The 21,620-nt window shown below is 68.6% G+C and carries 16 protein-coding genes and 1 pseudogene; 8 read left to right on the top strand and 9 right to left on the bottom strand.

All coding sequences use genetic code 11. The features are described 5' to 3' along the window. Nucleotides 1-157, bottom strand: a pseudogene (locus tag SA87_RS13840) (MBL fold metallo-hydrolase); the annotation flags it as partial. A 380-nt stretch (nucleotides 158-537) separates the two neighbouring features. On the opposite strand from SA87_RS13840, the gene SA87_RS01470 reads away from it, so the two are divergent. Next, the gene (locus tag SA87_RS01470; RefSeq protein ID WP_066197960.1) at nucleotides 538-1,089 is read left to right on the top strand and encodes a transcription repressor NadR; all 552 of its coding nucleotides are present in this window, start codon (nucleotides 538-540) and stop codon (nucleotides 1,087-1,089) included. 205 nt (nucleotides 1,090-1,294) lie between these two features. Here SA87_RS01470 and SA87_RS01465 read toward each other — a convergent pair whose 3' ends face one another. From SA87_RS01465 to SA87_RS01455, 4 genes are all read right to left on the bottom strand, one after another. Continuing rightward, nucleotides 1,295-2,956 (bottom strand): cbb3-type cytochrome c oxidase subunit I, encoded by a 1,662-nt coding sequence (locus tag SA87_RS01465; RefSeq protein ID WP_066197958.1) that lies wholly within the window; start codon nucleotides 2,954-2,956, stop codon nucleotides 1,295-1,297. Continuing rightward, entirely contained in the window at nucleotides 2,953-3,417 is a 465-nt protein-coding gene (locus SA87_RS01460; protein ID WP_066197953.1) for a cytochrome c oxidase subunit II, read from the bottom strand. Before SA87_RS01460 ends, SA87_RS01465 begins: the two co-directional genes overlap by 4 nt. Before the next feature lie 71 nt (nucleotides 3,418-3,488). Next, complete coding sequence (locus tag SA87_RS12945) at nucleotides 3,489-3,650, bottom strand: cytochrome c oxidase subunit 2A (RefSeq protein WP_156423504.1); 162 nt, start codon at nucleotides 3,648-3,650, stop codon at nucleotides 3,489-3,491. Between the two features lie 276 nt (nucleotides 3,651-3,926). After that, a complete protein-coding gene (locus SA87_RS01455) occupies nucleotides 3,927-4,586 on the bottom strand; it encodes a peroxiredoxin (RefSeq protein WP_066197949.1) in 660 nt (219 codons plus the stop codon). A gap of 280 nt (nucleotides 4,587-4,866) precedes the next feature. Here SA87_RS01455 and SA87_RS01450 point away from each other — a divergent pair, with 280 nt between their 5' ends. The 5 genes from SA87_RS01450 (at nucleotide 4,867) to SA87_RS01430 (ending at nucleotide 12,898) form a co-directional block, all read left to right on the top strand. Continuing rightward, complete coding sequence (locus SA87_RS01450; protein WP_066197947.1) at nucleotides 4,867-5,295, top strand: universal stress protein; 429 nt, start codon at nucleotides 4,867-4,869, stop codon at nucleotides 5,293-5,295. Between the two features lie 199 nt (nucleotides 5,296-5,494). After that, the gene (polX, locus tag SA87_RS01445) at nucleotides 5,495-7,264 is read left to right on the top strand and encodes a DNA polymerase/3'-5' exonuclease PolX (RefSeq protein ID WP_066197944.1); all 1,770 of its coding nucleotides are present in this window, start codon (nucleotides 5,495-5,497) and stop codon (nucleotides 7,262-7,264) included. Nucleotides 7,265-7,322: 58 nt separating this feature from the next. Further along, a complete protein-coding gene (locus SA87_RS01440; protein ID WP_066197941.1) occupies nucleotides 7,323-9,725 on the top strand; it encodes an endonuclease MutS2 in 2,403 nt (800 codons plus the stop codon). 376 nt (nucleotides 9,726-10,101) lie between these two features. Then, entirely contained in the window at nucleotides 10,102-11,400 is a 1,299-nt protein-coding gene (locus tag SA87_RS01435) for a nucleotide sugar dehydrogenase (protein ID WP_066197939.1), read from the top strand. Between the two features lie 13 nt (nucleotides 11,401-11,413). Continuing rightward, nucleotides 11,414-12,898, top strand: coding sequence for a glycosyltransferase (locus tag SA87_RS01430; protein ID WP_066197938.1), 1,485 nt, complete (start codon nucleotides 11,414-11,416; stop codon nucleotides 12,896-12,898). Here SA87_RS01430 and SA87_RS01425 read toward each other — a convergent pair. Next, nucleotides 12,865-14,049 (bottom strand): glycosyltransferase, encoded by a 1,185-nt coding sequence (locus SA87_RS01425; protein ID WP_066198092.1) that lies wholly within the window; start codon nucleotides 14,047-14,049, stop codon nucleotides 12,865-12,867. The two genes, SA87_RS01430 and SA87_RS01425, sit on opposite strands and share 34 nt — an antisense overlap. 120 nt (nucleotides 14,050-14,169) lie before the next feature. On the opposite strand from SA87_RS01425, the gene SA87_RS12940 reads away from it, so the two are divergent. Continuing rightward, nucleotides 14,170-14,421, top strand: coding sequence for a hypothetical protein (locus tag SA87_RS12940; protein WP_156423423.1), 252 nt, complete (start codon nucleotides 14,170-14,172; stop codon nucleotides 14,419-14,421). Between the two features lie 65 nt (nucleotides 14,422-14,486). Here the strand turns inward: SA87_RS12940 and SA87_RS13395 are convergent, their stop codons facing one another. Genes SA87_RS13395 through csaB form a run of 3 tightly spaced genes read right to left on the bottom strand, consistent with a single transcriptional unit; the run spans nucleotide 14,487 to nucleotide 19,446 of the window. Beyond that, a complete protein-coding gene (locus SA87_RS13395; protein WP_066197932.1) occupies nucleotides 14,487-17,090 on the bottom strand; it encodes a hypothetical protein in 2,604 nt (867 codons plus the stop codon). Then, nucleotides 17,087-18,310 (bottom strand): O-antigen ligase family protein, encoded by a 1,224-nt coding sequence (locus tag SA87_RS01410; RefSeq protein WP_066197929.1) that lies wholly within the window; start codon nucleotides 18,308-18,310, stop codon nucleotides 17,087-17,089. The genes SA87_RS13395 and SA87_RS01410 overlap by 4 nt, the downstream gene beginning before the upstream one ends. Beyond that, nucleotides 18,307-19,446 carry a polysaccharide pyruvyl transferase CsaB gene (gene csaB / locus SA87_RS01405; RefSeq protein WP_066197926.1) on the bottom strand — a complete coding sequence of 380 codons (1,140 nt, stop codon included), beginning with the start codon at nucleotides 19,444-19,446 and terminating at the stop codon, nucleotides 18,307-18,309. The genes SA87_RS01410 and csaB overlap by 4 nt, the downstream gene beginning before the upstream one ends. 245 nt (nucleotides 19,447-19,691) lie before the next feature. On the opposite strand from csaB, the gene SA87_RS01400 reads away from it, so the two are divergent. Continuing rightward, nucleotides 19,692-21,599 carry a long-chain-fatty-acid--CoA ligase gene (locus SA87_RS01400; protein ID WP_066197924.1) on the top strand — a complete coding sequence of 636 codons (1,908 nt, stop codon included), beginning with the start codon at nucleotides 19,692-19,694 and terminating at the stop codon, nucleotides 21,597-21,599. Nucleotides 21,600-21,620: the final 21 nt, after the last annotated feature.

Raw genomic sequence — 21,620 nt, 5'->3', positions numbered from 1 at the left:
CGGCGCCGACGATGCGGACGCCTTCCCGGGCGGCCGTCTCGAGGTACGGCTCGATGTTCCGCATCGGGTCGATGACGATCGCCTCGCCGGTCGCCTGGCAGCCGACGAGGTACGAGTAGTGGGCGAGTTTTTCGTCGACAAAGGTGCGGAGCAGCATGTCCGACCCTCCTTCGGCGGTGATCGGTCATCAGGACATGAGCCAAGACCGGGGCGGGCATCGGGATGGGCTTCGTCGCAAAGGCGCGCCTCGGTCGCCAAAGGACGTGTCAAAATACCCCTACGGGTACTCGAGCATCATGGTAATGGCTAAATCGACGTTTGTCAACATGGAAAGCCCGTAAAAACCTTCGCCGAGGGCGAAGCATCGTCGCCCGGCCGGTTTCGCCGGCCCGGACGGCGGTTTGGGAGACCGGCGGCGGAAGGCTGGCTTGAGGGAGTCGGCGGCGACTCGGCCGTCCGGACGTGGCGATTCGGACGGCTGGACGGCGGCGCGGGCGTCCGCTAGACTGGAGACGAGAAGAACAAAGGAGGAAGACGATGAAAAGCGGTGGAACGGCCGATCGGCCTGAGGTTGGCGGGGAGGCCCGCCGGGCGGCGATCCTCGAGCGGCTCCGGGCGGCCCGGGGGCCGGTCACGGGGGCGGCGCTCGCCGAGGCGTTCGGCATCAGCCGCCAGACGCTCGTGCAGGATATTGCCCTCCTTCGTCGGGACGGCCATCGCATCTTGAGCACGATCCGGGGCTACGTCCTCGAAGAGCGTCCGGAGCCGCTGCAGCACGAGGTGATCGGCATCCACCACCCGCCGGAGCGGCTCGAGCGGGAGCTCGAGATCCTCGTCGCCCACGGCGTGACGGTGAAAGATGTGATGATCGAACATCCGGTCTACGGTCGGCTGACGGCGGAGCTCGATATCCGGACGCCGGAGGACATCCGGGCGTTCGTCGCCCGCTGGCGGGCGTCGTCGCTGCCGCTTTTCAGCGAGTGGACCGGCGGTTTTCACTACCACACGCTCGTCGCCCCGGAGGCCGAGGCGATCGAACGGGCGATCCAGGCGCTCATCGAGACCGGGTTTCCGGTCGTGCGGACGTAACCAGGCCGCCACGACGCCGAGAAAAATCGCCCGGTGCCGGAAGGCACCGGGCGAAGGGCGCTTTTTGACTTGTCCGCCTTGGCTGGACCGCTCTGGTTCGTTTTGACCGGATCCTTTCCCGACCGGGAACTTCGGGTGGCCGTTTTTGGAGCGTCCCGCATTCGAAAGCCGTCCGCTCTTCTCATTCGGCCCCCTGTCTTTAGGCCTACCACGTCCGGTATCCCCGCACGAGGGGGGCGCCGTGATTCGCGATGTCGATGAGGGGGACGGTGTAGGCGATGACGATGAGGACGGCGGCGAGGGTGAGCCAGAGCCGCCAGTTTTCCAGCAACGCCGGTTGCATTCCTTCCTCCGCCGCCTCCGCCAGCGGGAACGGTTCTGCCCGGTCCGGGGCGGCCTTCGGGGCGAAGAAAGCGAGGTAGACGGCGAGACCGACCATGAGGACGGCGGCGGTAAAGAGAAGGGCGCCGCCTGCGGCCATTGTGGCGTAGTTCGCGATCGGCGTCGAGAACCAGCTTTCGGCGACCGGGTGATTCTGGTAGGTCGTAAACGCCGTCCGCCTGGGCGCTCCCATGAGGCCGAGGGCGTGCTGGGCGATCGACATGAGCAGCATGCCGGCGGCCCAGAGGATGGCCTGAACGAGGCCGAGGCGGCGGGCGCCCGCCGGGAGCGTCCGGCCGGTGAGGTTAGGGATGAGCCAGAAGCTTGCGCCGAAGAAGGTGAGCATCACCGGCGTGCCGACGGTGACGTGGAAGTGGCCGACGACGAACAGCGTGTTGTGGACCATGGCGTTCATCTGGTAGCTGGCGTTGATGAGGCCGCCGATGCCGCCGGGGATGAAAAAGAGCATGGCCAAAAACGGCGCGAGAAACCGGACGTCCTGCCAGGGGAGCGCCCGAATCCAGCCGAAGAGGCCCCGGTGGCCTTTCTCCCGGGCGGTGAGCTCGAAGGTGGCAAAGACGTTGAACGCGGTCATCAAGGACGGGACGACGACGGCAAAGGTCAGCACGACCTGGAAAAATTTCCAGACGTCGCGAATGCCGGGCTCCGTCAGCTGATGGTGGACGCCGACCGGGAAAGAAAAGACGAGGAAGAGGAGAAAGGCGAACCGGGCGAGGGCGTCGCTGAAGAGCCGCCCGCCGATGATCTTCGGCAGGTTGACGTACCAGACCATGTAGGCCGGAAGCAGCCAGAAGTAGACGAGCGGGTGGCCGAAATACCAGAACAGGGTGCGGGAAAGCTCGACGTTGACCCCGGAGACCCAGCCGAGGGAAAGGGGAATCATCTGAAAGAGGACGGTGGCGGCGACGCCGAGGGAGGCGATCCACCAGATAAAGAGCGTCACGGTGGCCATGAAGGCAAAAAGCGGTGTCCGCTCGCCCGGGTGCGCCTTTTTCCAGTCAAAATACTGCCGGATGAGGGCGTAGGCGACGCTCCACGTGCCGACGACGAAAAGCGCCAGCCCGATGTAAAAGAGCGGATGGGCCTGAAGCGGAAGGTAGAACGTGTAGAGGACGCTGGCCTCCCCGGCGAGGATCATGGCGGCGGCAAGGAGGATGCCGACGGTCATCAGCCAGAAGCCGAGGGCGACGAAACGGCGGCCGCCGGGAGAAAGGTCGCCGAGCGTCCGGCCGTTTCCGGCGAGGAGATAGGCGAAGATGAAGTACGTCGTCGAAACGAGCGCCAGCAGCACGCCGTGGACGGTCAGGACGGCATAGTAGTCAAGCCAGGGCGGGAGCGTCATCCAGCCGGCCCGGACGAACGCCTGCACGAGGCCGCCGAGCGCGCCGACGAAGACGGCGGCGAAGGCGACGGTAAGGTGCCGCCGGGCCCAGGCGTCGGCGATGGGGGAGCGGATGGCCGTCATTGGGCGATCACCTCCGCCTGCATGAACTGATGCCCGACGCCGCAGTACTCGTTGCACAGAACGAGGTAGCGGCCCGGCGCTTTAAACGTATAAGTGGCTTCGTTCGCATAGCCGGGGATGAGCATCATGTTCACCGTCGTCCCGACGATGGTGAAGCTGTGGACGACGTCTTTCGTCACGGCGTGGAACGTCACCGGTTTGCCGACCGGCACCTCGATCCGGTTGGGGGCGTAGGAAAACGCCTGGCCGACAAGATAGACGTCGACCCGGTCTCCCCGGTCATAGACGCCGGGAGCGTTCCACGGGGCGATCGTGTCGATGAGCTCCGGGTCGACGGTGAGGACGCTCCCGGGCGGCGTGTGGCCGGAGGCAAAGGCTCGAAGGCCCAGCACGGCGAGAAACACCGCGAGCGTCCCGATGCCAAACGTGAGCCACCACTTTTCATACCGGTGAACGGGCACGGTTTTCCCCCCTTAGGCGTGAACGCTGCGCCGGCATGGTTCGCCGACGCGGTCGGTGCGCGGAGCCGCTTTCAGCTCCGGAGGAGAAACAGCCAGAAGGCGGCGCCCCAGCCGAGGACGATCAAGGTACCCAAAAAAACGCTGAAGGCAAGGGTGGCGGGAAGGGGTGGTTCGGATTCGGCCGACGGCCGGGGTCGGACTTTCGGCGTCGGAGGAAGATCGGGGCGTGGCATCGGCATCCCCCTTTGTGACGATTTTCACGACTGGCACTTTGAGTATAGAGGCGGCAGAAAAAATCGTCAACATGTTTGAGAATAAGGTCAATAATTTGTTAAAATTTTTTCGTTATTATCGCTTACGACCGTCAAAATAGGGAATACGGCCGGCGATCGGTCCGTGAAAAGACACAAAGACACAAAAAGACAAGAACGCGGCGCCGCGGCGTCAAAAACCAAACGCCCGGAGGCCCAAAGGCCTCCGGGCGTGGGGAGGATTCCGCCTTTTTCGCTTCAGGCGTTCACGTTCTTTTTGCTCAGGTACCAGTCGACGATTTCGAGGTCTTTTTCCTGAACGCGCTTCTCGGCATCTTCGACCGTCTTCGGCGGCGGGACGATGACCGCCTGACCCGGCCGCCAGTTTGCCGGCGTCGGCGTGCCGTACTTGTCGGTCGTCTGCAGGGAGTCGATCAGGCGGAGGATTTCGTCCATGTTCCGCCCGGCGGACATCGGGTAGTAGATGATCGCCCGGATGACCTGCTCGGGGTCGATGAAGAAGACGGCCCGGACGGTTTCCGTCGAGCTCTGCTGCGGCATGATCATGCCGTAGGCGTGGGCCACCTTCATATCCAGGTCGGCGATGACCGGGAATTCAATCTGCACGCCGGTCCGCTCTTTGATGTTGCGCACCCAGGCGATGTGGGAGTAGACGCTGTCGACGCTGAGCCCGAGAAGCTCGACGTTCCGCTTCCTCAATTCGGGGTAGATCTCCTGGAAGGCCATGAACTCCGTCGTGCACACCGGCGTAAAGTCGGCCGGGTGGGAGAAGAGGATGAGCCACTTGCCCTTGTAATCGTCGAGCGTCTTTTTGCCGTGGGTCGTCACCGCTTCGAAGTACGGTGCCTTGTCGCCGATCTTGGGCAGCGTCGTCTGAACCGCGGTCTGGTCGGTCATCCGCCTTCCGCCTCCTTCTTGCTCCCGATTTGGTCGGCTTTTCGCTTTTTTGGCGAAAAGCCGCGGGTCACTTTGGACAAGACCCAGACTAAGTATACCGCGATCGGCAGAGATTGACAACCCCGGCGCGTCCGGCCGGCGCCTGCGAGTGGCTGCAAAGGATCCAGGTTGCAAGTTGTGCCCTTGGCCGACCGGTCGAACCGGCGGTATGATTCAGATAAAAGCATGTCCAGCCGAGCCGCCGGTCATGCTTCTGAGGCAAAAGAAAGGAGCCGGAGGCATGTTGGAAAAAATCTTGCTGCCGTACGACGGGTCGTCGCACGCGAAGAAGGCCGTCGAGCTGGTGAAAAAGCTCTGCGCCGGCAGCGAATCCCGTTGCCGGGTGACGGTCATGTACGTCCTGGAACCGTATACGCCGCCGCCGGAGGCGGCCGCCCTCGACGTCGACTGGGCCGGGGTGGCGGAGCGATCCGGCCAGGCGATCGTCGCCGATGCGGTTCAGGCGCTTCGGGAACGGGGCATCGCCGCCGACCCCATCGTCGCCGTCGGCCGCCCGGCGGAGGAAATCGTCGGCGAGGCGAAAAGGGGCGGCTACGAGCTCATCGTCATCGGCCGGCGGGGACTCGGGCTCTTCGGCGAAATCGTCCTCGGGAGCGTAAGCCACAAGGTGCTCCACCTCGCGCCGTGCCCCGTGCTCATCGCCCAGTGAGGCGCCGCGCCGGCTTAAAACCGGTCGTCGGCCCGGCCCTTCGGTCGGCAGAGACATGCCGGCCGCTTTTTTATGTCGCTCTTCCGGTGTGCTATACTGGAACCGATCAGGCTGCCGCCGGCCGGGTTCGCGGCTGGCCTGCGGCGGGGACTCGGGGCGCGGACGGCGCGGTCGGCGGCGGGGGTTGAGAACGCTGGGCATGGACGTGACGAACCGGTTTGTCGCCCGCATCCTGGAGAAGATTGCCGATTACAGCGAGCTTCTCGGCGAAAACGAATTCAAGGTGCGGAGCTTTCGCCGGGCGGCTCAGACGATCGAAAGCCTGGACGCGCCGGTCGGGGAACTCATGGACCGCGGCGAGGCGATCCCCGGCGTCGGCAAAGGGATCGCCGCCGTGATCCGGGAGGTGATCGAGACCGGCGAGTCGGAGCTGCTCAAGGCGCTCGAGGCGAAGGTGCCGAAGGTCCTCATCCGGCTGCTCGCCGTCCCGGGCATCGGACCGAAGACGGTCGGCCGGCTGCTCCGGGAGCTCGGCATCGATTCGGAGGTGAAGCTCGAGGCGGCGATCCGGGAGCAGAAGATCCGGGCGCTTTCCGGCTTCGGCGCCAAGACGGAGCGGCGGATCGCCGAGGCGCTTCGGGCGGCTCGGGACCCGAACCCCCGGCATCCGCTGGCGGAGATGTGGCCGATTGCCCGGGAAATTTGCCGCCGGATCGAGCGGCTCCCCGGGGTCGAACGGTGCGAAGTGGCCGGCAGCCTCCGGCGGGTGATGGAGACGGTCAAGGACGTCGATCTCGCCGTCGCCACCCGCGTGCCCGAGCGGGTGGCGACGGCGATCCGGGACGCCTTCGGCCCGGAGCGGATCGAGGCGGCGGGGCCGCAGAAGGTCGTCTTCATCTATGACGCCCTTTGGCCGATCCCGGTCGAGGTGCGGTTTTTCCGGCCGGAGGCGTTCGGGGCGGGACTGCTTTATCTCACGGGGTCGAAGGCTCACAACATCGCCCTCCGGCAGCGGGCCAGAGCGATGGAGCTCCGGCTCAGCGAATACGGCCTCGAGACGGAGGAGGCGGAGGCCCCCGGCGACGCCGGACCGTTCCCGGAAGAGGCGGACGTCTATACCCGCCTGGGCCTGCCGTGGATTCCGCCGGAACTCCGGGACACGGCGGAGGTCTTCCATCCGGAGCGACTCGATCGAATCGAATCGCTCATCGGGCCGGAGGACATTCAGGGCGACCTCCACATGCACACCCGGGCGAGCGACGGCGGCAACACGATCGAAGAGATGGCCCGGGCCGCCCGCGCCCGGGGCTACCGCTACATCGCCATCACCGACCATTCGGCGTCGCTCAAGGTCGCCGGCGGCCTTTCGCCCGAGCGGCTCCTTCAGCACGTCGAGGCGGTGCGAGAGGTCGAGGCGAAGCTTCAGGCGGAGGGCGGGGAGCCCTTTTACCTGCTCGCCGGAACGGAAATGGACATCCTGGCGGACGGAAGCCTCGATTACCCGGACGCGGTGCTCGAACGGCTCGATTTCGTCATTGCGTCGGTTCACACCGCGTTCCGGCTGGACCGGGCGGCGATGACGGCCCGGATCCTCCGGGCGATCGAACACCCGCTCGTCGATCTCATCGCCCATCCGACCGGCCGGATGATCGGCCGGCGGGAAGGGTACGACGTCGATCTGGACGCGGTGATCGGGGCGGCGGTCCGGCACGGGAAGGCGCTGGAGCTGAACGCGAGCCTCTACCGGCTCGACCTGCCGGCGCCGGCCCTCGAACAGGCGGCCCGGGCCGGAGCGTGGATCGCCATCGACACCGATGCCCATAGCGTCGGGGAGCTGGAGCAGATGTCGCTCGGCGTGCGCTACGCCCGAAAGGCGTACGTGCCGCGGGATCGGGTGCTCAATGCTCTGCCGCCGGAAGCGCTGTTGGCCTGGCTCGCCCGCCGTCGGGGCCGGCCGATCCGACGGTAGAGCCGGCGCCGCGCCCGATGAGGTCGGCTTCGGGCGCTCGCGATCGGGAGGATGGGACGTGGACGCTCGAACCTTTGCCCGACTCGATTATCCGGAGGTCCTCGAGGCGCTGGCCCGCTCGGCGGCGACGCCCCTCGGGGCGCGGCTCGCCCGGCGGCTCAGGCCGGTGGGACGGGAAGACGTCGTTCGCCGGCGGCTTCAGGCGACCGACGAAGCGGTGACGTTCGCCCGCCGGTTTGGGCCGCCGGACTTTTCCGGCGTGGGCCCCGTCGCCGACGCCGTCCGGCGGGCGAAAAAAGGCGGTCTCCTCTATCCGGATGCCCTCTACCGGGTCCTTTCTTTTTTGCGCGGGATTCGGCGCGTGCGGGCGTCGGTCCGGCGGCCGGACGGGACGGAGGCGACCTTTCCGGCCCTCGTGCGGCTTTCGGACCGGCTGGAGGCGCCCGCGGCGCTTTACGAGGCGCTCGCCGGGGCGATCGCCTCGGAGTCGGCGCTCAAAGACGAGGCATCGCCGAGGCTTCTGGAACTTAGGCGGCGCCTTCGGGCGATCGACGGGGAGATCCGGGAGACGCTCGAGCGGCTAATCCGCGATCCGGAGACGCGGGGCGCGCTTCAGGAGCCGGTGATCATGTTTCGCGGCGGCCGGCCGGTGCTTCCGGTCCGGGCGGACGCCAAAAACCGCGTCCGGGGGATCGTCCACGACGTGTCTTCGTCGGGCCAGACGCTTTTCATCGAGCCGGAGGCGATCGTCGCCCTCGCCAACGTCCGGCGCACCGTCGAACAGGAGGCGGCGGCGGAAGAAGAGCGCATCCTCCGGGCGCTCACGAAAGAGGTCGCTCAGGCGGCGGTGCCGCTTTTGGTCGCGGAAGCGCACGCCGCGGCGCTCGACCTTCTGTTTGCCAAAGCGGCGTACGCCCTCGCCCACGGCCATGCCCGGCCGAACCTCGGCCCGCCGGGCGGCCCGGTGGCGCTGTACGACGCCTATCACCCGCTTCTCGGCGACCGGGCGGTGAAAAACGACCTCCTCCTCGAGGCGGGCGTGCGCCTCCTCCTCATCACCGGGCCGAACACCGGCGGGAAGACGGTGACGCTGAAGACGATCGGCCTGGCCGCCCTCATGGCCCAATCGGGGCTGTTTATCCCCGCCCGGGAGGGGAGCACGCTGCCGGTGTTCGACGGCGTCTTCGCCGATATCGGCGACGAGCAATCGATCGCCCAAAACTTGAGCACGTTTTCCTCCCACATGACGCAGATCGTCGCGATCCTCAAGCGGGCGACGGAAAAAAGCCTCGTCCTCCTCGACGAGATCGGCGCCGGGACGGACCCGGCGGAGGGGGTGGCCCTCGCTTCGGCGATTCTCGAGGCGCTCGCCGAGCGGGGCGCCCGGGTCGTGGCGACCACGCACTTCGGGGAGCTGAAGGCGCTGGCCGGGGAACGGCCGTGGGCGGTCAATGCCAGCATGGCCTTCGACCGGGAGACGCTCCGGCCGACGTATCGGTTGCTCCTCGGCGTGCCGGGGGCGAGCCACGCCCTCGAGATCGCCCGGCGCCTCGGCCTCGATGAGGCGATCGTCCGGCGGGCCGAGGCGCGGATCGGAGCGGAAGGACGACAGGCGGCGGCGGTCGCGGCGGAGCTCGCCGATCGGTTGCAGGCGCTCGAGAGAGAGCGCCGCCGCCTCGCGGCGGAGCGGGAAGCGCTCGAGGCCGAGCGGCGCCGCCTGGAGGCGGAGCGGGAGCGGGAACGGCGGCTTTTGAGCGAGCGTTTGGCCGCCGCCGACGCCCGCTACCGGCGCCGGCTGGAGGAGGCCGTCCGGAAGGGCGAGGCCATCGCCCGGGAGCTCGAGGCCCTGCATCGGGAGGCGATCGCCGCGGGGCACGTGCCGCCGACCGTCAAGCCGCACGAGTGGATCGACCGCGTCGGGGCCCTCCGGCGGGCGGCGGCGGAGGCGAAGGCGGCGGCGGACGAAGCGGCGCCGAAGGAAGACCGGGCTCGGGGCGGCCGCAAGCCGTCGCCACCGGGCGGCCGGTTGCTCCCGGGGGCGACGGTCCTCGTCCGCTCCCACGGCCTCAAGGGAACGCTCCTCGAGCTTCGCCCGAACGGCGAAGCCGTCGTGCAGCTCGGGGTGATGAAGCTGACGCTGCCGGCGTCCGATCTGGTGCCGGTGGAGGGGGACAAGCCGCCGGCGCCGGCCGGCGGCGTTCGGGTGACGGTGGAACGCCGGGCGCCGTTTGAGGTGGACCTTCGGGGGATGACGGTGGAGGAGGCCCGGGAAGCCCTGGACGAGGTGCTCGATCGGGCGCTCCTGGAGGGGCGGGACCGGCTCGTCGTCATTCACGGCCTCGGCACGGGCGCCTTGAAGCGGGGCGTCGCCGAGTTCTTACGCCGTCATCCGGCGGTGAAGCGTTTCAGAAGCGGTGAAAAGGAAGAAGGCGGAAGCGGCGTCACGATCGTCGAACTGTAAGGCCCGAGGCGAGTTCCCGTCTCGGCGGCCTGAGCCGCCCCCTTTCGCCGGAAGGGGGAGCGGTCCGTCGGCCGGCGCCGCCCCCTTTCGCCGGAAAGGGGCGGTTCGACGGCCGGGCGCCGCTTCCGGCCGGGTGGGGGGATGCGGGATGGAGTTCATCGCCCGGCTGTTTCTCGTGTTGTCGACGCTGTTTATGCTCGCCGGGATCGTGTACTGGCTTTTTTTTGCCCACGGCTGAGGGGAACGCCGAACCATCCCAGCAGCGAGGATCACCCCGGCCGGAGGCCCCTCGGTCCTTCGAGGCCCGATGGCCTTCCGGTCGGTCGGACAAGCGGGGAACGGATCCCCGACCGACGATGGCGAAGGGAGACGACGCATGGAACGACCGCTGAAAGTGGCCGTCATCGGCCTCGGCTATGTCGGGCTTCCGCTTGCGCTTCTGTACGCCCAAAACGGCGCCCGCGTGATCGGCATCGACGTCGCCTCAAGCCTCGTCGAGGCGCTCAATCGCGGCGAGAGCCGGAGCATCGAAAAAGACGGCGACCGGCCGCTTCCGGATCTGCTCCAGGAAATGCTCGCCCTCGGCCGCTTCCGGGCGACGATCGACTACGAAGAAGCCCGGGCCGCGGGCGTCGATCACTATATCGTCACCGTCGGCATCCCGGTTCGGGGCGGAGAGCCGGACCTCCGACCGTTCGAGGCGTCGGCCCGCATGCTCGGCCGGGTGCTCAAGGCCGGCGACCTCGTCCTCGTCCGGAGCACCGTCGTCCCGGGCGCGACGGAAGAGGTGTTTCGACCGATTCTCGAGGCGGAAAGCGGCCTCGTCGCCGGAGAGGATTTTGACCTCGCGTATTCGTCGGAGCGGATCGCCGAAGGGCGGGCGTTTGAAGAGTTCCGGACGATGCCCCTCGCCGTCGGCGCCCTCGGGGAGCGCGGGCTCGAGCGGGCGATCCGGCTGCTCCGGTTCGTGACCGATGCGGAAATTTATCCATCTTCGATTAAAGTCGTCGAGACAGCGAAATTATTCGAAAACATTCAGCGGGACGTCAACCTGGCGATGGTGCAGGAATTTGCCCGCTTCACCGAGCGGCTCGGCATCGACACGCTGGAGACGATCCGGATCGCCAACACCCACCGGCGGGTGAACCTCCTCCTCCCGGGGCCAGGCGTCGGCGGATACTGCGTGCCGAACGCCTTTTACTACCTCCGGCCGAAGGCGGAAGCCCTGGGCGTCCGGCTCCCGCTTCTTGCGCTGGCGCGGCAGCTGAACGACGGCGTCCCGCGGGTGCTTGTCGACTGGGTGGAGGAGGAACTCCGGACCCTGGGCGGCGGTTTTTCCGGCCGCACGGTGGCCGTCTTGGGGCTGGCGATGAAAGATTACTCGAACGACGATCGGGAGAGCCCGGCCCTCGTCATCGCCGACCTCATCGCCGCCCGGGGGGCCGTCGTTCGGGCGTACGATCCCCTCGTCGAGGCGCCGGCGATGTACCGCGTCGGGTCGTGGACCGAGGCGGTCGACGGGGCGGACGTCGTCTTTTTCCTCGTCAAGCAGAGGGCCTTCGACGCCCTCGACTGGGTCGACGTCGGCCGGCGGATGAAGGCGGACGGCCTCATCTTTGACGCCAAAGGCGTCGTGCCGAAAGATCACCGGCCGCAGACGGTGCTCCGCCTGTGACGGAGGTTGGGCGATGACGGGAAGCGAACGGCCGCTCGGGGTGTTGATCATCTCCTACCTGTTTCCGCCGGTGGGCGGGGGCGGCGTGCCGCGGGCGCAGAAGCTCGTCAAGTACCTGCCCGACTTCGGCATCCGACCGGTCGTTCTCGCCGCCTGTCCGCCGCCGTATCTCCAGCGGGATGAAAGCCGGCTCAAAGACCTGCCGCGGCACGTACCGATCTACCGCGTCCCGCATCCCCGCTGGCATCTCGCGCTGAGCGGGCTCTTTCGCGGCGGCGCCGGCGGGGTGGCGGCGCCGGGCGGTCGACCCGAGGGGGGCGTGCCGGAGGGAGCGTCGGGCGGGAAATCGGTGGGGCGGACGTCGTCCGGTGCGGGGCGCCCGGCGGAGGCGGCGCCCGCCGACGGGTCGGCCGGCCCCGTTTTGCCCCGCTTCGTTCGCCGATGGCTCCGGTCGGCGGCGATGCGCCTGCGGGAGGGGCTCTTCATCCCGGACGAGGAGATCGTCTGGGCCCGCCGGGCGGTCCGGGCCGGTCTTTCGGCGATTCGAACGCACCGGGTCGACGTCCTTTTTTCCACCTCGGGACCGGTGACGAACCACCTGGTCGCGCTCCTCATCCGGCGGAAGACGGGCCTTCCGTGGGTGGCGGATTTTCGGGACCCGTGGACGGACAACATGCACTTTACGGCGCTTCCGTGGCGGGCGGCCCTCGAGCGGGCGATGGAGCGGGCGGTCTTCCGGGCGGCGAGCCGGGTGACGACGGTGACGCAGGCGTTCCGGGAAGGTTTTCTGGCCCGCTATCCGGACGCCGCGATCGAGGTCATCTACAACGGGTTTGATCCGGAGGACGTCGTCCGGCTTCGGGCCGAGGCGGGGGACCTCCGGCCGCCGGACGGGGTTCTTCGCTTCGCCCATACGGGAATTTTTTATCCGAAGCGCCACCCCCGGGCGTTTTTCCAGGCCCTTCATGACCTCATCGCCGCCGGCCGGCTCCGGCCGGAGGAGGTGCGCCTCGACTTCGCCGGCCAGTTCGATCCGCCGGGGCGGGACGACAACCGGCGGGCGGCCGAAGCCCTCGGCCTCGGGGACCTCGTCGTCGACCACGGGGCGCTCCCGTACGGGGCGGCCCTCCGCCTCCTCGCCGCCTCGACGGTCCTCCTCCTCGTCGGCGATCTCGATCTTCGGGCGGGACAATACATTCCGGGGAAGCTGTTCGACTACCTCGCCGTCGGCCGGCCGATCCTAGCGCTCCTTCGCCCCGGCGAAGCCGAGGCGATCGTCCGCCGGCTTCCCGGGGCGTATGTGGCTCCCCCGGACGACGGGGCGGCGATCCGGGCGGTCCTCGAACGTCTCGTCGACGACTGGCGGGCGGGGCGGCTCACGGCGGGGATCGACGTGCTTCGGGAGCCGGCGTTCGAGCCGTACCGCCGGGATCGCCAAGCGGCGGCGTTTGCCGCGTTGTTCCGTCAGGTCGTCTCGGAGGCGAGCAGCCGTTCGTAAAACGCCCGGTGCCTTCGGCCGAACGCCGAGAGGGAAAATCGCTCGCCGACGAGCCGGAGGGCGCTGGCGCTTCGGACGGTCCGCACTTCCGGCGACGCCGCCATGAGGCGCCGCATCGCCCCGGCGAGGGCTTCGGCGTCGCCCGGCGGGACGAGTTCTACCGGCGGCGGATCGCCGGCTCCGGCGAGGGTGCCGGCGATCGCCGGGACGGCGGTGGCGACCGCCGGAAGGCCGGCGGCAAGGGCTTCGACGAGCGCCAGAGGAAAGCCGCCTTCCTGCCGGGAGGGAAGGACGAAGGCGTCGGCGGCGGCGAGGAGCTCCGGGACGTCGTCACGGTGTCCGAGCCAGCGGATCCGCCCGGCGAGGCCCCGGCGCTCGGCGGCGGCAGAAAGGGAAGATTTTAACGGGCCGGTCCCGATGACGAGGAGGTAGGCCGGTCGTCCGGCCGGCGCGGTCGGGTCGCCGATGAGGCGGGCGAAGGCGTCGAGGAGAACGTCCAGCCCCTTGACCGGCACGAGACGGGCCGTCACCGCCCAGACGAACGCGTCTTCCGGAAGGGAAAGCGGGGACCGGAAGGCTTTTTTTTGCCCGGGCGCCCGGAGGGTACGCCGGGCCGCGGCGAACGGGGCGAGGTCGACGCCGTTTTCGATGACGGTGATCCGCTCCGGTGCCATCCCGTCGGCTTCGAGCGACCGGCGAAGGGCGTCGCTGACGGCGATGACGTGATCGACGAACGGCCGGCTCGCGTGTTCCATCGCCCAGGCGAGGACGAATTCCCGCCGCAGGGGATAATCATAGCGGAGAAAACTGTGGACGGTCGTGACGATGCGCGGCACGCCGGCCCGGGCCGCCGCCAGCCGGGCAAAGAGGTTGGCCCGGACGCCGTGGGAGTGGACGACATCCGGCTTCAAGGCGACAATGAGGGCGTGCACCCGGCGGTAGAGGGTGAGGTCGAAACGGCCGGATTGGGCGAGGATGACCGGTTCGGCGCCGAGCTCCCGAAACGCTTCGACGAGCCGCCCGGGATAAAACGTCGCCAGCGTAAAGTCGACGTCCTCCCTGAGCGTCCGGTAGAGGGCGATGAGGTGCCGTTCGGCGCCGCCGAACTCGCCGCCGCCGATCACGTGCAGCACGCGCGGTCGCTTGGGCACGCCGTTCACTTCCTTCCGGATCAGGCGACTCCGGGGCCGGCTTACGGCCGGCGCCGGCCTTCGTGTATACTGAAGGCGGATGCGGACAGGCTTGCTCCGACCGCCAACCTTTCGGACGAGGTGATCAGGGTGGCCGCGATGGACGAAGAAAAAATGCCGATCGATGAAGTGCTTCGGGAGGAACTCCTTCGGCACCTCATCCGGACCGGGTATTTGCCGTTTCACTACGGCGGCAATCCGGAGCAGTTTTACCGGGCCCTGGAGCGGTTTCACCGGGATCAGGGGCTCGAGGCGCTTTATTCCGACCGGCAGTGGATCACGCTGAAGGCGCTGAACGTCCTCCGCTCGCTCCCCGATAACATCCGGAACTGAGGCCGCGGGCCTCGCTCCGATCGGACGCCGTCGGTCCGCTGGCGCTCGGGGCCTCGGCGATGTCCCTATGGCGCGAGGTAACGTTCGATGTCTTCCGGCGGCCGGATCGCGATCGATGGGTCGCCGTAGTGGAAGAAGCGGAAAAACACTTCCTGCAGGGCGTAGCCGGCCCCGGGCACGGGAACGAGCCAGCGCCCTTCGATTTCGCCGATGCGGGCCGGGTCATCGAGAAGCTTCACCGTGATCGTCGCCGGGAGGGCGGCGAACGCCCGAAAGGCGGCATCGTCCGGAGCGATGCCGGCCAGCCGGAAGAGCGTCTCCCCGTTCACCCGGATGCGGTAAACCTTCGCCGGAAGGCCCAGCACGTCGTCGTCCGGCAGCCGTTCGGCGGCGGCGAATTCCGGCATCAGGGCTTCGAGGGAGCGAAAGAGGGCCGGCGGGTCCGCCGGCGGAAGCGGAACCCATTCCGTCCGGGCCGTCCAGAGGTAGCGGACGTCGCCGGACCGGTAGTACCGGTACGGCGTTCCGGCGAGGCGCATGCCGCCGAAGAGGCGCTCCGGCCGGACGACGGCGCCGCTGACCATGCTCGTCGTTTTTCTTTTGTGGACGCTGTTTCGCGTATAGCCGACGACCTGAAACCGGTCCGCCCCTTCCCCTTCCGAGCCGGCGAGGGCCGCCCGGAAGGCGGCCCGGGCATCGACCGGCGCCCGGGCGGCCGGCGTCTCGGTCCCGGCGCCCTCGATCGGCGCTTCGGCTTCGGGCGCTCCGGTCGCCGGACCGGCCGCTCCGGCGCGGCCCGCTCCCGGCGCCTGCTCGGCGGAGAGGTCGAGCGCCGGCTCCCCGGCGGCGGGAAGGTTTGCCGCCGGCGCTCCGCCGTCTGCCCCGGCGGCCGCCACCGACGGGAGGACCCCCGGCGGGCGGGCCGACGGGGTGCTCCGGAGGACGACGGGGAAGGCGGCGCCGGCCAGGAGGGCGGCGAAGAGGACCGCGGCCGAAAGGCCGACCGCCCCCGCCCGACGCCGGAAGGCGGAGCCGTCTTGTGCGCTCCGGTCGGGGGTGAGGTCCTGAGGGACCCGGCCGTCCCTCAGGCGCCGGACGAGGAGCCCGACGGCGATGAGCCCCGTCGCGGCCGCGATCATCGCCCCGACGGGGAGAGGATGCGGCGTGAGGAGAACGAGCCGGTGGTTCGGATATTCGGTCGCCACGAGCCGCCATGTGCCGTTCGGGCCGGGAAGATAGCGAACGTTGATGAGCGAGGTCGGCGCCTGCCAGAGGCGGACGAGCCGGCCGTTTTCGTAAACGTATTCGCCGAGGAGCCGCTGGGGGTAGCCGCTCAGGCGCCCCGGCGCGAGGGCAAGCAGCACCGCCTGAGCGCCGTCATACCGGACGTCTTCAAAGCGAAAGAGCGGATCGGTCGCCTCAAACAAAAGCCGCCACGACCCGTCCGGCTCCGGCCGGACGATCTTGGCCCGCTCCGGGGAGTCGGTCGGAAACGACAGAAGGAGCGCCGGACCGTCGGAAAACTGAACCGGGATGACTTCAGAAGCATAAATATCCGGAATCGACGCCGGCGACAGCCGGTGGCTTACCCGGGGCGCTCCTCCCTTCGGGAAGACGGCGATCTCCAGCGACCGTCCCTGAAGGACGAGGGCCGCCTCGCCGCCGAGGGAAAACCGTCCGACAACCGCCGTCGCGTCGGTCGGCAGGCGAAACGGCCGGCCGTCGAACGTCCCCTCCAGCGCTTCACCGGTCAGCCGGAGGCCGGCAAAAGGCCCGCCGACGTCCGGGGCGGCGATCGGCCGCCGGAGGTGAAGGGCATCGAGGCGAAGCAGGGCGCCGAACGTCCGACCGAAGTCAAAAAGCGTCTCCGCCCACGCGTCCCGCGTCACGAGGGGGCGGAGCGTGCCGTCGTCCTCGACGGTGAAGAACGGATAGCCGGGGAAATCGTTCCGCAGCTTTTCGAACCACCGCGCCACCTCGGCGTCCGGCACGGCGACGCGCCGGAACGTCCCGCCTTCGGTATCAAAGGCGTAAACATAGAGCCGCTCCGGGGCGAGCCGGGCAAGGGCGAGTCGGGTCGCCTCCCCCTCCGGCCCCGCGTCTCCGCCCGTCTCCGCCGCATCCTTCGCTTCCTTCCCTTCCGGCGGCACCTCTTCCCGGTTGCCGAACGTGACCACCCGGCCGGGGTGGTCCGGATCGAGAAACAGCGGGAAGTAATCGATCGTCCCGGCGCCGTAGAGGGCCGGCGTCCGGACCGGCGGCAAAAAGCGTCCGAGGAGCTTGGCGTCGGGCCGGTCGATCGCCGTCGACAGGGCGGCCGCCGCGGCGAGGGCGAGAAGGGCCGGCGCCGGCAGGCGGCCGGCGGCGCGGCCGACGAGGACCGTGAGGCCGATCACGAGCGCCGCCAGGGCAACCCGGGCGGCGGCGGGATAAAGGCCGGTGGCCGCGAGGGCCCGGTCGGCGAACAGGACGAGGAAGGCGAAGGCGATCCCCCGCCGCCTCGCCTCGGCCGGGGCGAGGCCGAGGAGGCCGACGGTGCCGGCGGCGGCGACGGCGAGGCCGGCGAAGCCGTCCGTCCAGGCGAGGGGCAGGACGGCGAGGTGGTAGGCGGCGTAGACGTAGACGGCGAAAAGCAGCCAGCCGCCAAACGCGCGAAGCTCCCGGATCATCCCCGTCCCTCCTCCGGCCGGCCGGGCGAAAGCGCGAGGGCGAGCCCGGCGGCGAGCCAAAAATACGCGTTCATAAACGGCACTTCCAAGATATTTTCCACCGCATTGTGGAGGGCGACGGCGAGGTCGGCGGCCAGAAGGCCGAGAAGGAGCGCTCCCTCCGGCCGGCCGCGGGCGGCCTGCCACCGGGCGAACAGCGTCCGAAAGACGGCGACCATCAGCCAGACGAACAGAATGAGGCCCGGAAGGCCCATCTCGGCCATCGTCTTGAAGTAATAGCCGTCGACGTACGTCGTGCCGAAGAAACGGTTCCCGGTGGCGCCGCCGTAGTGGCCGATCCCCCGGCCGAAGAGGGGGTCGAAGCGCATCTGGTGAAAGCTCCCGAGCCAGCGGGCGATCCGGCCGTCCCGGGCGCTTTTTTCCCAGTACATCGGGGAGAGGAGCGCCTCCATCCGGCGCCGGATCGGCGGAAGGAGGGCGGCGAGGGCGATCAAAGCGGCGGCGGCGGCGAGGGAAAGCCGCGGCCGGAAGAAGAAGAGGACGACGAGGGCGGCGAGGAAAAAGGCGAGCCAGGCGCCCCGGGAGCCGGAAAGGACGAGGGCCGCCGCCTCCAGCGCGGCGAAAAGAAGATAGGCGAGAAGCGCCCGCCGCCGGCCTTCCGCCCGCGCCCGCCACGCGAGGGCGAGGGTGAGAAGGAGGGCGTAGGCCATGTAGCTTCCGAGGACGTTCGGGCTCACGACGAAGGAAAACGCCCGGCGGCTCGTCGCCTCCGTCACGTCGGTCCATCCCGCCGGGGTGCGGACGCCGAGGGCGACCTGGGCGAGGCCGACGGCGCCGGCGAGGGCTCCGAGCCCGGCGAGAACGGCCATGATCCGCTCGACGTCGTCCCGGGTCTTCGGGAGCCACGCCCCGACGAAGAGGGCCAGCATATAAAAGTACACCGCCCGAAAGCCGTCAAACGTCGCGGCGAAGTTCGGAAGATCGATCCCAAGATGCAGCACGCCGAGGGCAAAAAACAGCCCGAGCGGTGCGGCGAGGGGTCGAAGCCGCCGGAGCCGCTCCCGGTCCGCCTGGAGCCAGGCGAGCACGAAGAGCAGGGCCAAAAGCCCCTTGTCCCAGAGTCCGGCCAGGCCCCCCAGGCCGAGGACCCGCCGGAGAAGGAAATCCGTCAGCGGAAACAGGGCGTACAGGCCGAGCAAAAAAAGCGAAAGGCGTTTCACCGTCGGGCCTCCTTCCCGGGGCGCCGCCGGGCGCGGGACCGGTAGGCGTCGTAGACGAGGTCGGCGCTCCGGCGGGCCGCGTCGACGACCGGCGGCACCCGGTCGGCGAGCGTCCGCCGGAGCGCCGGAAGATCGTTCATCGTCGCCTCAATCCGCTCCATCAAAGCGTCCGCCTGAAGCGCCTCGATCGAAAGCGGGGGCACAAGGCCGACGCTTTCGACGAAGCGGTCGATCTTCGGGTCGTACGAGAGCGGGACGAACGGGACGCCGTGGAGCGCGGCAAAGATCAGGGCGTGAAGCCGCATGCCGATGAGGAGATCCGCCTCGGCGATGACGCCGAAGATCGCCCGAAAATCGAGGGGCGTCCGGACGACGGCCGCCGGGCGGGTCATGGCCGCCCGAACCCGAAGCGCCGGCTCGACGTCCTGCGCCCGCTGCATGGCGATGAAGACGATCTCAAACCCCCGGTCGGCGACCCGGTCGAGGGCGCGGGCGAGAGGGAGAAGATGCGCCGTCCGGTCTTTCCACGGACGGACGGAGACGACGGCGAGGGGCCGCTTCGGCGTCCGGCCGTGATCGGCGAGGACCGCCCGCCCCCGCTCCCGGTCGGCGATCGCCGGATCGATGGCCAGCGCCGGGTCGGCGGTGACGGCGATCGGTACGCCCCGGACGCCGGTTTTCTCAAGCTCCCGGGCGCTTTCGGCGTCCCGCATGATGATGAGGTCGACGCCGCTTAGGACCCGCCGGATGAAAAAACGGCTCGAGGCGTGGACGATCGGACCGAACCCCTGGCCGTAGTAGAACACCGGCTTGCCGAAGCGTTTGGCGAGTTCGGTGATGCCGAGATAGTACAAGGGGCTTCGCGGGCTCGTCCGATCTTGGAGCAGCGTCCCGCCGCCGACGACGACGAAGTCCGCCGCCCGGATCGCCCGGATGATCGGCCCCGGCCGCCAGCGGTTGACCGCCCGGATGCCGAACGTCCGGGCCGTCTCCTCCGGAGCGTTGGAGAGGACCGTCGCCTGAAGGCCCGGAAATTTCGTTTTCAGCGCTTGTAAAATCCCAAACAGCACCGCGTCGTCGCCGGCGTTGTGAAAGCCGTAGTAGCCGACGATGAGGACGTGCGGAGGAGCGTGCATGAAGGCCCGTGTCCTTTCCCGGCGCTCGCCGGCGCCGTCCTCCGATATCATAGCAGACGGACGGCGGCCGTCCAAGGACGATGCCGCGGCGGATCGACGCCCCGCCGATCCCGATGAGCCCCGGCGCGCTGCCGTTTATTGAATGGTCGCTCATTCATTTTCCTCTGGCGCCTGGCCCGGGGGGATGTTACAATGTTTTCACAAACGCCATCGCACGAGCGCGCAGGGGAAAGGGGAGAAGGCCGATGGCGGTTGAGAGGCGGCCGTGGCTTCGGCACTATCCGCCGGAAGTGCCGCCGTCCGTCGAGATTCCGGACGTGCCGCTTTATGATCCGCTTTTTGTAAGCGCTTCCCGATACCCGGACCGCGAGGCGATCGTCTTTCTCGGGAAGCGCATCCCGTACCGGGCGCTTCTTGGCGACGTCTATCGGTTCGCCAAGGTGCTCAAGGCCCGGGGCGTCGGCAAAGGCGACCGGGTGGCGATCATGCTGCCGAACTCGCCGCAGTACGTCATCGCCTATTACGCGACGCTCCTCCTCGGCGGCATCGTCGTCCAGACGAACCCGATGTCCGTCCCTCGGGAAATCGAGTTCTTCATGAACGACGCCGAAGCGTCGATCCTCATCGCGCTTGACCTGCACGTGCCGCGGGTCGTCGAGGCGATCGACCGGACGCCTCTTCGGGCGGTCCTTTTCACCAGCCTGAAAGATTATCTTCCGTTTCCGAAAAATGTGCTGTATCCCATTGTTGAGCGGCGAAAAGGCCGGCCGCTCCCGAAGGGGCCGGCGGATCCCCGGTTTTTCCGCTGGACGGAGGAAATGCGCCGCGTCGACGCCGCTCCGGTTCCGCCTGTGCCGGTCGACCCGCGGGAGGACGTCGCCCTCCTGCAGTACACCGGCGGCACGACCGGCGTGCCGAAAGGCGTCATGCTCACCCACCGGAACCTGATGGCGAACCTCGTCCAAGCCCGCCACTGGCTCTACAAGGCCCGGGAAGGCCGGGAGAAGGTCGTCGGGGCGCTCCCGTTTTTTCACGTTTACGGCATGACGACGGTCCTCAATCTCGGCGTTGCCCTCGCGGCGACGATGCTCCTTTTCCCGCGCTTCGACGCGACGGAGGTGCTCCAGGCGATCCAGAAGGAGCGGCCGACGCTCTTTCCCGGCGCGCCGACGATGTATATCGCCCTCATCAACCATCCCGACATCCGGAAGTACGACCTGTCGTCGATCGAAGCGGCGATCAGCGGCTCGGCGCCCCTTCCCCGCGAGGTGGAAAAGCGCTTCGAGGCGCTGACCGGCGGCCGCATCGTCGAAGGATACGGCCTGTCGGAGACGTCGCCGGTCACCCACGCCAACCCGATGTACACCTTCCGGAAATCCGGCTCGATCGGCCTCCCGTGGCCGGACACCGACGCGGCGATCCTCGATCTCAAGACGCGCCGGCCGCTTCCGCCGGGCGAGATCGGCGAAGTGGCGATCAAGGGCCCGCAGGTGATGAAAGGCTATTGGCGGCGGCCGGAGGAAACGGCGGCGGCCTTTCACGACGGGTGGTTCCTCACCGGCGACATCGGACGGATGGACGAGGACGGCTTTTTCTACATCGTCGACCGGAAAAAAGACATGATCATCGCCGGCGGCTTCAACATCTACCCCCGAGAGGTCGAAGAGGTGCTTTTCGCCCATCCGGCGGTCCAGGAGGCGGCCGTCGTCGGCGTGCCGGACCCGTACCGGGGCGAGACGGTGAAGGCGATTATCGTCCTCAAGGAAGGCGCCTCCGTCACGGAACAGGAGCTCGACGCCTACTGTCGTTCGAAGCTTGCCGCCTACAAGGTGCCGCGGATCTACGAGTTCCGGACGGAACTTCCGAAGACGGCCGTCGGCAAGGTGCTCCGGCGGGTGCTCGCCGAAGAGGCCCGCGCCGGCCTCGCGAAAGAGCCGGCGCCGATCGGCGCCGAGGCGAAGGAGCCGGAAACTCCGGTTCCGGTGGGCCCGTCGGGGACCGGTGCGGCGGACGCTTTAGGCCCGGCGGAGCGCGGTGCGCCGGGCGCGGCGGCGGCGCTTCCCGACGGGCCGGCGGTCACGGACGGGATGACCGGCGTGGCCGAACGCCGCTCCGCCGACGGCCGGTCGACCGGCGGAAGCCTCGACGCCTGAAGCCCGTTCGCCCGTCCGGCG

The sequence above is a fragment of the Hydrogenibacillus schlegelii genome (genome assembly GCF_001653195.1).
GTDB lineage: Bacteria > Bacillota > Bacilli > Thermicanales > DSM-22653 > Hydrogenibacillus > Hydrogenibacillus schlegelii.
Note: the sequence above shows the minus strand (reverse complement) of the source record. Positions and strands in the feature narration are given on the sequence as shown.

Excerpts from the sequence above, each read along its gene's own strand:
- SA87_RS01470 (WP_066197960.1), top strand. The coding sequence starts at position 538 with ATGAAAAGCGGTGGAACGGCCGATCGGCCTGAGGTTGGCGGGGAGGCC.
- SA87_RS01465 (WP_066197958.1), bottom strand. The coding sequence starts at position 2,956 with ATGACGGCCATCCGCTCCCCCATCGCCGACGCCTGGGCCCGGCGGCAC.
- SA87_RS12945 (WP_156423504.1), bottom strand. The coding sequence starts at position 3,650 with ATGCCACGCCCCGATCTTCCTCCGACGCCGAAAGTCCGACCCCGGCCG.
- SA87_RS01455 (WP_066197949.1), bottom strand. The coding sequence starts at position 4,586 with ATGACCGACCAGACCGCGGTTCAGACGACGCTGCCCAAGATCGGCGAC.
- SA87_RS01450 (WP_066197947.1), top strand. The coding sequence starts at position 4,867 with ATGTTGGAAAAAATCTTGCTGCCGTACGACGGGTCGTCGCACGCGAAG.
- polX (WP_066197944.1), top strand. The coding sequence starts at position 5,495 with ATGGACGTGACGAACCGGTTTGTCGCCCGCATCCTGGAGAAGATTGCC.
- SA87_RS01435 (WP_066197939.1), top strand. The coding sequence starts at position 10,102 with ATGGAACGACCGCTGAAAGTGGCCGTCATCGGCCTCGGCTATGTCGGG.
- SA87_RS01430 (WP_066197938.1), top strand. The coding sequence starts at position 11,414 with ATGACGGGAAGCGAACGGCCGCTCGGGGTGTTGATCATCTCCTACCTG.
- SA87_RS13395 (WP_066197932.1), bottom strand. The coding sequence starts at position 17,090 with ATGATCCGGGAGCTTCGCGCGTTTGGCGGCTGGCTGCTTTTCGCCGTC.
- csaB (WP_066197926.1), bottom strand. The coding sequence starts at position 19,446 with ATGCACGCTCCTCCGCACGTCCTCATCGTCGGCTACTACGGCTTTCAC.
- SA87_RS01400 (WP_066197924.1), top strand. The coding sequence starts at position 19,692 with ATGGCGGTTGAGAGGCGGCCGTGGCTTCGGCACTATCCGCCGGAAGTG.